Consider the following 6,964-nt stretch of genomic DNA (forward strand, 5'->3'; position numbering starts at 1 on the left):
CTTATTTTGGGATACTTTCTCGCCATCTGAGTAACCATTGTTCTACAGCTTTCATAATGGTATCCGTTATTTTTCCCAATAATGCCAGTAAGATAATAGCCAAAATAACAATATCGGGTCGTGAAGTTTCTCGTCCATCGCTCAGCAGATAACCAATGCCTTGTGTTGCTGCAATCAATTCAGCAGCAATCATAAACATCCATGATAAACTCAAACTATTACGCAAGCCTGTTAAAATTCCTGGCGAGGCAGCAGGTAAAATAATTTGAACAATGCGTTCAAAGTGATTCAAACCATATACTTTTCCCAACTCGACCAATTTGGGATCAACATTTTGAATTGCTGCAACAGTATTGGTATAAGTTGGGAAAAACGCACCAATGGCAATCAGCGTGAGTTTTGATCCCTCATCAATTCCTAACCATAATAATAACAGTGGGATCCATGCCAGACTGGGAATGGATTTAATCGCTGAAAAAGTAGGGTCAAGATATTCTTCAACCTGTTTATTAAGGCCTACACCGATTGCAAACAATAATCCAAGACCACTGCCGATGGCAAATCCAGCAAAAACACGCCACGTACTAATATAAATATGTGTCAATAAATCTGCATGAGCCAAATCGATAAAAGACTGCCACAGACTACTTGGTGCAGGTAACAAATAGGCATCAATCGCACCACTTCTCACCATAAACTCACAAATGAATAAAAATATAACAGGCAACAAAATCGCTTTAAACCAACTTTTAAATTTGCTGGGTTTATGGCGCTGTTGATCTTGAAGGGCAGCCTGAGCCAAACTTCTGTTTAGCTCAGACTTAGAAATTGAATTTTGCATAGATTACTTAACAACCTTTTGAGCAAAACGAGGATCAAACAACTGATCAACCACTTGATTAACATTGGTGCCTTTGCGTACTAGATCTTCTTCAACCAAAATATTTCCTGCGCGTTTCAGGGCTTGTGACTGTTTTACAGACGGGATATTTTGTTCAAAATTGGTTCGGCTTAATTGCAGTTTTGCAACGGCAAGCGGTAACTTTGATTCGCGAGCCAAAAGTTCGGCAGTTTTGTCTGGATTGGCGATTGCCCATTTTCGTGCCTGTTCATAAGCTTTGATCACAACCTCAATCGCCTCAGGACTTTGTTTGGCAAAATCTTCTTTAACGCTTAATACGCCATAGCTATTAAAATTAACATTTCGATAGAGTAATCTTGCACCTGATTGAATTTGTGCAGCAGCCATAAGTGGATCGAGTCCAGCCCAAGCATCCACTTGACCTCTTTCAAGTGCTGTTTTGCCATCTGGATGCTGTAAATGCACAAGTTGTACATCTCGTTTAGTCAAACCAACGCTATCTAGTGCCTGCAAAGTAAATAAAAATGGATCTGTACCTTTGGTTGCTGCGATTTTTTTGCCTTTTAAATCTTTTAATGATTTTAATGGAGAATCTTTAGCAACGACCAGTGCAGTCCATTCAGGTTGACTCTGGATATAAACTGTTTTGATCGGGCTACCATTGGCACGACTGAGAACAGCTGCTAAACCGGCAGTAGAGGCAAAGTCACTGCTATTGCTATTCAGATATTCCAAAGAGCGATTACTGCCTTGACTAAACACCCATTTAACTTCAGTGTTTGGTAGTGCCTTTTCCAATAGTTTTTGATCTTTCACAATTAAACTAGTAGGCGCATAGTAGGCATAATCCAGCTTTAGTGTTTTGGGAATAGCTGCAAATGCAGTTGCGGTAAATGTTGTTGCAAGAACCCCAGTGATGAACAATTTTAAGTAAGGTTTTTTAAATGATGACATGCCCAAGTCCAATCTGACAAATAAATGAAATTTCTCAAATATTTGCATGAGAATAGCGTGTTCCAAACACAGATATTTTGCTTAGTAATGCATGTTCTTGAATAAACACTATTTTTTTTGATTTAATAATTTGATTTTAAAGTGTTTTTAGAAAAATAAATGAATTATTATAAATTCTGATTAACTGATAATAAATGTGCATATAGCGTTGGATAAATCTGGTTTAGACGTTTTATTCTAACGGGTATTTTGGCGATAAGCACTTGGATTGACACCCGTCCATTTTTTAAAAGCACGATAAAACGCACTGGGATCATGGAAATTTAAGGCATCACTGATATCCTGAATACAATCTTCAGTTTTACTTAAACGCTCAATCGCAATATCACATCGGATGTCATTTTTAAGTTGTTGATAACTGATATTTTCAGCTTTTAAACGCCGTTGAATGGTTGCCTCAGACATGTTTAACTGCTGCGAAAGTTCTTTAAGTTCTGGCCAAAGCGCGGGATGATGTTTGATAAGATGTCTACGAATCATCAGACTTAGTGCATTTTCATTTTTATAACGTACTAATAAATTCTGTGGTGTCTGTTTTAGAAATTCATAAAGCGATTTTTTATCTTTTTTAATTTTAATCTGTAAATAATCTGCATTGAATTCCACGCGATTAGATGCTGCATCAAATTCGATATTTTCACAAAAACGGGCATAATAATCTTGCGGATAAGCGGGCTTAGCGCATTTCAGACTAATTTTATCAATCACAATTCGTTGATCCGCTAGCCAACACAATAAACCATGAATCAACATTAAAAAAGTTGCATAACTGAACATCCGTTTAGTGTGAGTTTGATCATGAATGATCAAACATACCAGATTTTGTTCAACTTTAAACTCTGATTGGATATCATCCAGAAGTACAGAAAAAAACTTTAAAATATCGGTTAAGGCTTTTTCTATTGTATCCGCATGCATGACCATTTTTACTAATAATTGATAACTACCAGGTCGCATGGGATGAGAGTCCATTCCAAAAAACTCATCATCCATATGATTAGCCAACTCAATCCAGAGTTGTGCATAAGCCGAAACTGGAATTCTGGCTTTGGGGAAGTTTAAAAGCTCAGATGAAATCCCCGCCTGTTGTACTATTTTTTCAATATTAAAACCGCGCGAATGTGCCACACTCAAAGCTTCATTGACCAATGCAATAGAAATGGTTCCTTTGTTTGAAGGGGAAATATTTGACTGTGCAATCCGTTGCATGTATGACCTGACACTCAGAATTAAAAATTTTTTAAATGATGAAAATGTCCAAAAACCGCAGAACATTTGAGGTTTTTCGAAATTGTACTGTAAAAGTTGAACTTTTACTCTGGAACTAATGTCAGATTAAATTAAATCACGTGGAAATTGGCAATGAAAATACAAGGAAAACATTTCATTATTACAGGTGGTGCCTCGGGTTTGGGGGCTGCAACGGCTGAATGTTTGGTCGCGCGAGGTGCTTATGTCACCTTAGTTGATATGAATGTTGAAGCTGGACAGGCTCAAGCAGAAAAGTTGGGTACAGCAGCAGATTTTGTCGCAATAGATGTGACCAATGAAATCGAGGTTGCACAGTTTTTTAAACAAACATTACAACAGCATGGTGCAATTCATGGATTAATTAACTGTGCAGGAGTTGGCCCATCTGCAAAGGTAGTGGGTAAAGAGGGTATTCATGATCTGGCATTGTTCAATAAAGTTTTGAATATTAATGTGACAGGGACTTTTAATATGCTGCGTTTTGCAGCAGAAGCCATGACACATAATACTGCAATGCCTGAAGATGAAGATCGTGGTGTGATTATTAATACTGCTTCTGTGGCTGCCTTTGATGGTCAAATTGGTCAGGCTGCTTATGCGGCCTCCAAAGGTGCAATTGTGGCGATGACTTTACCAATTGCACGTGAGTTGGGGCGTCATGCTATTCGGGTGGTTACGATCGCACCCGGTATTATGGAAACGCCTATGCTCAAAGCTTTGCCACAAAATGTTCAGGATTCGCTGGGTCAAATGGTGCCTTATCCATCGCGTTTGGGTAAACCAGATGAGTTCGCAAGTCTTGCAGTGCATATTATTGAAAACGCTTATCTGAATGGTGAAGTGATTCGTTTGGATGGTGCCATTCGAATGGCACCCAAATAACACCAAGATTATTTAACTTAACATGCCAAAGCCCTCAATTAGATTGAGGGCTTTGGAAATTGAAAAAGTAAATAAAGCAGTTTAAGTTGGATTTAATCACCAGCAAAAACATCGTTGGATGTTTTACGATAACAAAAATGGACAGGACATATAGATCAAATTTTGAATGATCTGTATGCATTAAAAACGGAATAAAAGAGGTTTTCGGGATGAAGACACTGACACAAGCCTATGCAGAATTTGATTTAAATCAACTTATTCAACAGCAACTTAACGGACATGAACAGCGCATTAATGCTTTTGAGGAGTGCTGTGGTAGATATGTAGGTCATGACAAAGTGGCTTTGATCTGGGAAGGAAAAAACGGAGAACAGCAATCATATACCTTTGATCAACTTGCTGAATATTCAGGGAAATTAGCCCATTATTTTAAGTCTATCCATCTTCAGGCAGGAGACTGCATCGCGGGATTATTACCACGTATCCCCGAATTACTCATCACGATTTTAGCCACTTGGCGTATTGGTGCAATTTATCAACCTTTATTCACTGCATTTGAATCCAAAGCCATTGAGCATCGTTTAGAAACAGCCAAAACCAAACTTGTAGTAACCAATACTGATCAACAATCTAAACTCGAAAATTTAAATATTAGCCAAGTTTTGACTGTCAAAAATATTGATGATGATCAGAACCAAGAAGATTTCTGGAGTGTGATCCATACATTTGATGCCGATTGCCCAATTGAATATCGTAGTTTCGATGATGATTTTTTAATGATGTTTACTTCTGGTACAACAGGTTTGGCCAAATCTGTTCCTGTGCCATTAAAAGCAATTTTGGCATTTAAAGGCTATATGACACATGCGGTTGATTTGCGTGAGGAAGATTCATTTTGGAATCTAGCTGATCCGGGTTGGGCTTATGGGCTGTATTACGGTAGTACAGGGCCTTTGAGTTTAGGTCATGGCATTCTGATGGATGAACAAGCTTTTAGTGTAGATCGAGCCATTGAACTAATGAAAAAATATCAGGTCAATAATCTGACAGGTTCTCCGACTGCATTTCGTATGTTTTATGGTTTTAAAGAAAAGTTTGATGACAGTGTGAAACAGCATTTAAGGGTCGTGAGCAGTGCAGGCGAGCCTTTAACACCAGAAGTGATCCATTGGTTTAAACATGATCTCAATGTCAATATTTATGATCAATACGGACAGACTGAACTCGGTATGGTGATTGGCAACCACCATGCTTTAGAACATGTAATTAAAATTGGTTCTGCGGGTTTTGCTATACCGGGACATCGTTTTGCGGTACTCGATGAAAATCATCAAGAACTTGGGGAAGGCGGGATCGGGGTATTGGCGATTGACTGTGATGCGTCTCCTTTGCTTTGGTTTAAAGGTTATGGGGGTAATAACCGAAAGTCTTTTGTAGGCAAATACTATATTACGGGTGATACCGTAAAGTTAAATGAACATGGAAGTATAGATTTTGTTGGACGTGCTGATGATGTCATTACAACGTCAGGCTATCGTGTGGGCCCTTTTGATGTCGAAAGTACATTACTTGAATGCGAAGAAGTTTTAGAATCTGCGGTAATTGGAAAACCTGATCTGGCGCGAACCGAAATTGTTAAGGCATTTATTGTATTAAAGAGCCAATATCAAGCGACAGAACAGCTCAAAGAAAAACTACAAATGTATGTTCGCGGGCGTCTATCTAAACATGCCTATCCGAAAGAAATTGAATTTGTAGATGCGTTACCCAAAACAGTGAGTGGTAAAATTCAGCGTGGTATTCTTAAACAACGAGAAGTTGAACGAATGCAACCGCTTTGCACGAGTTAAATTTATCTTAAACAGGATGGAGATAGTTCATATTTGAGTGTTCTCCATCTGCTTGTTTTAATCATCAGTTTTTTTATAAATCGCCTTTAACTTCATCGCCAATCGTATAGAAAGTCCCACCTGCAATATAATGCAAACTTTTTAAACTTGGGTGTGCATCTGAAAAATACCAATGTCCATCACGAAATACGCGTGAGTCCGCCCAAGCACCCATCACAGAGCCAATAAATAAATCATGCGTTTGCTGATTATGCGGCTCAGGAATGACTTTACAGATCAGCCAAGCAATACAACCTTCAACCAAAGGTACGCCAGAATCATCGGGATAAAAGAGTTGAGTTCCACAAACCTCTAATTTATTCGGCTCATCAAACTGGCTGATGCTACCTAATTGATAGGTCATATCCAGTTGTGCTAAACAGGGAACCTGTAACGCGAAATAGCCATTCTTTTCAATAATTTTTCGAGTCTTCGTCGATTTATCTAAAACAATGCTCACTTTTGCAGGACTAAATTCTAAAGCACACGCCCATGCTGCTGCCATGACATCAATATCATCATCATCTTGAGCGGAAACCAGTACAGTTGGGCCATGATTAAGTAAACGATAGGCTTTTGCGAGTTCTACCTTTTGAATATCTGGATTTGTCATTGTATTAAGCTCAACTTTTTAAAATGCTTATATATTGGCAGAAGATTTTAAGAAAATAAGCGAATTTTAAAAGATCTATACACTATGACATCTTTCATCATTGTTTAAACCCTCTTTATTTTTCTCCCATAGGCAAAATGAAAGGACTTTATGAAACAAGTTTATTCAAAGATTTCTATTTGCTATTTTGCGTTTTAAAATTGGAGTTGATATCGGCAAATACTGATTTATAGAAAATCCAATGTTCATCAAATTTATTTTAGGATGTATTTTCTCTTTGGGACTGATGGGATGTCATAGCTTGAATGCCAAATCTCAAGCAACAGATGAAACGCGGGAATGTTTGGCTTATCGCGCCATGATGACTGCACCAATGGATCCTTTAGCGATGCAGCAATTAAAAACAAAATGTTTGGAGTCTCGAAAATAAATTATCTATGCGATAGGAAGCCC

7 protein-coding genes are annotated in these 6,964 nt (G+C 38.2%); 3 read left to right on the forward strand and 4 right to left on the reverse strand.

What is annotated here, in order from left to right; translation table 11 throughout:
* Window position 1: 1 nt before the first annotated feature.
* The 3 genes from JR005_RS10775 to JR005_RS10785 all read right to left on the reverse strand — a co-directional run bounded on the left by JR005_RS10775 (window position 2) and on the right by JR005_RS10785 (window position 3,085).
* A complete protein-coding gene (locus tag JR005_RS10775; protein WP_218665018.1) occupies window positions 2-841 on the reverse strand; it encodes an ABC transporter permease in 840 nt (279 codons plus the stop codon).
* 3 nt (window positions 842-844) lie between these two features.
* A complete protein-coding gene (locus JR005_RS10780) occupies window positions 845-1,816 on the reverse strand; it encodes an aliphatic sulfonate ABC transporter substrate-binding protein (RefSeq protein ID WP_218665019.1) in 972 nt (323 codons plus the stop codon).
* 237 nt (window positions 1,817-2,053) lie between these two features.
* Window positions 2,054-3,085 carry an AraC family transcriptional regulator gene (locus tag JR005_RS10785; protein WP_218665020.1) on the reverse strand — a complete coding sequence of 344 codons (1,032 nt, stop codon included), beginning with the start codon at window positions 3,083-3,085 and terminating at the stop codon, window positions 2,054-2,056.
* 153 nt (window positions 3,086-3,238) lie between these two features.
* Between JR005_RS10785 and JR005_RS10790 the strand changes: the two genes are divergently transcribed.
* Window positions 3,239-4,009: a 3-hydroxyacyl-CoA dehydrogenase gene (locus tag JR005_RS10790; protein WP_218665021.1), complete on the forward strand. Its 771-nt coding sequence runs from the start codon at window positions 3,239-3,241 to the stop codon at window positions 4,007-4,009.
* A gap of 209 nt (window positions 4,010-4,218) precedes the next feature.
* The gene (locus tag JR005_RS10795; protein ID WP_218665022.1) at window positions 4,219-5,859 is read left to right on the forward strand and encodes an AMP-binding protein; all 1,641 of its coding nucleotides are present in this window, start codon (window positions 4,219-4,221) and stop codon (window positions 5,857-5,859) included.
* Window positions 5,860-5,932: 73 nt separating this feature from the next.
* Here the strand turns inward: JR005_RS10795 and JR005_RS10800 are convergent, their stop codons facing one another.
* Entirely contained in the window at window positions 5,933-6,511 is a 579-nt protein-coding gene (locus JR005_RS10800) for a flavin reductase family protein (RefSeq protein ID WP_218665023.1), read from the reverse strand.
* 241 nt (window positions 6,512-6,752) lie between these two features.
* Between JR005_RS10800 and JR005_RS10805 the strand changes: the two genes are divergently transcribed.
* On the forward strand, window positions 6,753-6,941 hold the full coding sequence (locus JR005_RS10805; protein ID WP_218665849.1) for a hypothetical protein: 189 nt from the start codon (window positions 6,753-6,755) through the stop codon (window positions 6,939-6,941).
* Window positions 6,942-6,964: the final 23 nt, after the last annotated feature.

The sequence above is a fragment of the Acinetobacter sp. Colony158 genome (assembly GCF_019264745.1).
Taxonomy (GTDB): Bacteria; Pseudomonadota; Gammaproteobacteria; order Pseudomonadales; family Moraxellaceae; genus Acinetobacter; species Acinetobacter ursingii.

What these genes read in the sequence shown, in the direction of transcription:
- JR005_RS10775 (WP_218665018.1), bottom strand. Translation starts at nt 841, where the DNA reads ATGCAAAATTCAATTTCTAAGTCTGAGCTAAACAGAAGTTTGGCTCAG.
- JR005_RS10780 (WP_218665019.1), bottom strand. Translation starts at nt 1,816, where the DNA reads ATGTCATCATTTAAAAAACCTTACTTAAAATTGTTCATCACTGGGGTT.
- JR005_RS10785 (WP_218665020.1), bottom strand. Translation starts at nt 3,085, where the DNA reads ATGCAACGGATTGCACAGTCAAATATTTCCCCTTCAAACAAAGGAACC.
- JR005_RS10790 (WP_218665021.1), top strand. Translation starts at nt 3,239, where the DNA reads ATGAAAATACAAGGAAAACATTTCATTATTACAGGTGGTGCCTCGGGT.
- JR005_RS10795 (WP_218665022.1), top strand. Translation starts at nt 4,219, where the DNA reads ATGAAGACACTGACACAAGCCTATGCAGAATTTGATTTAAATCAACTT.
- JR005_RS10800 (WP_218665023.1), bottom strand. Translation starts at nt 6,511, where the DNA reads ATGACAAATCCAGATATTCAAAAGGTAGAACTCGCAAAAGCCTATCGT.
- JR005_RS10805 (WP_218665849.1), top strand. Translation starts at nt 6,753, where the DNA reads ATGTTCATCAAATTTATTTTAGGATGTATTTTCTCTTTGGGACTGATG.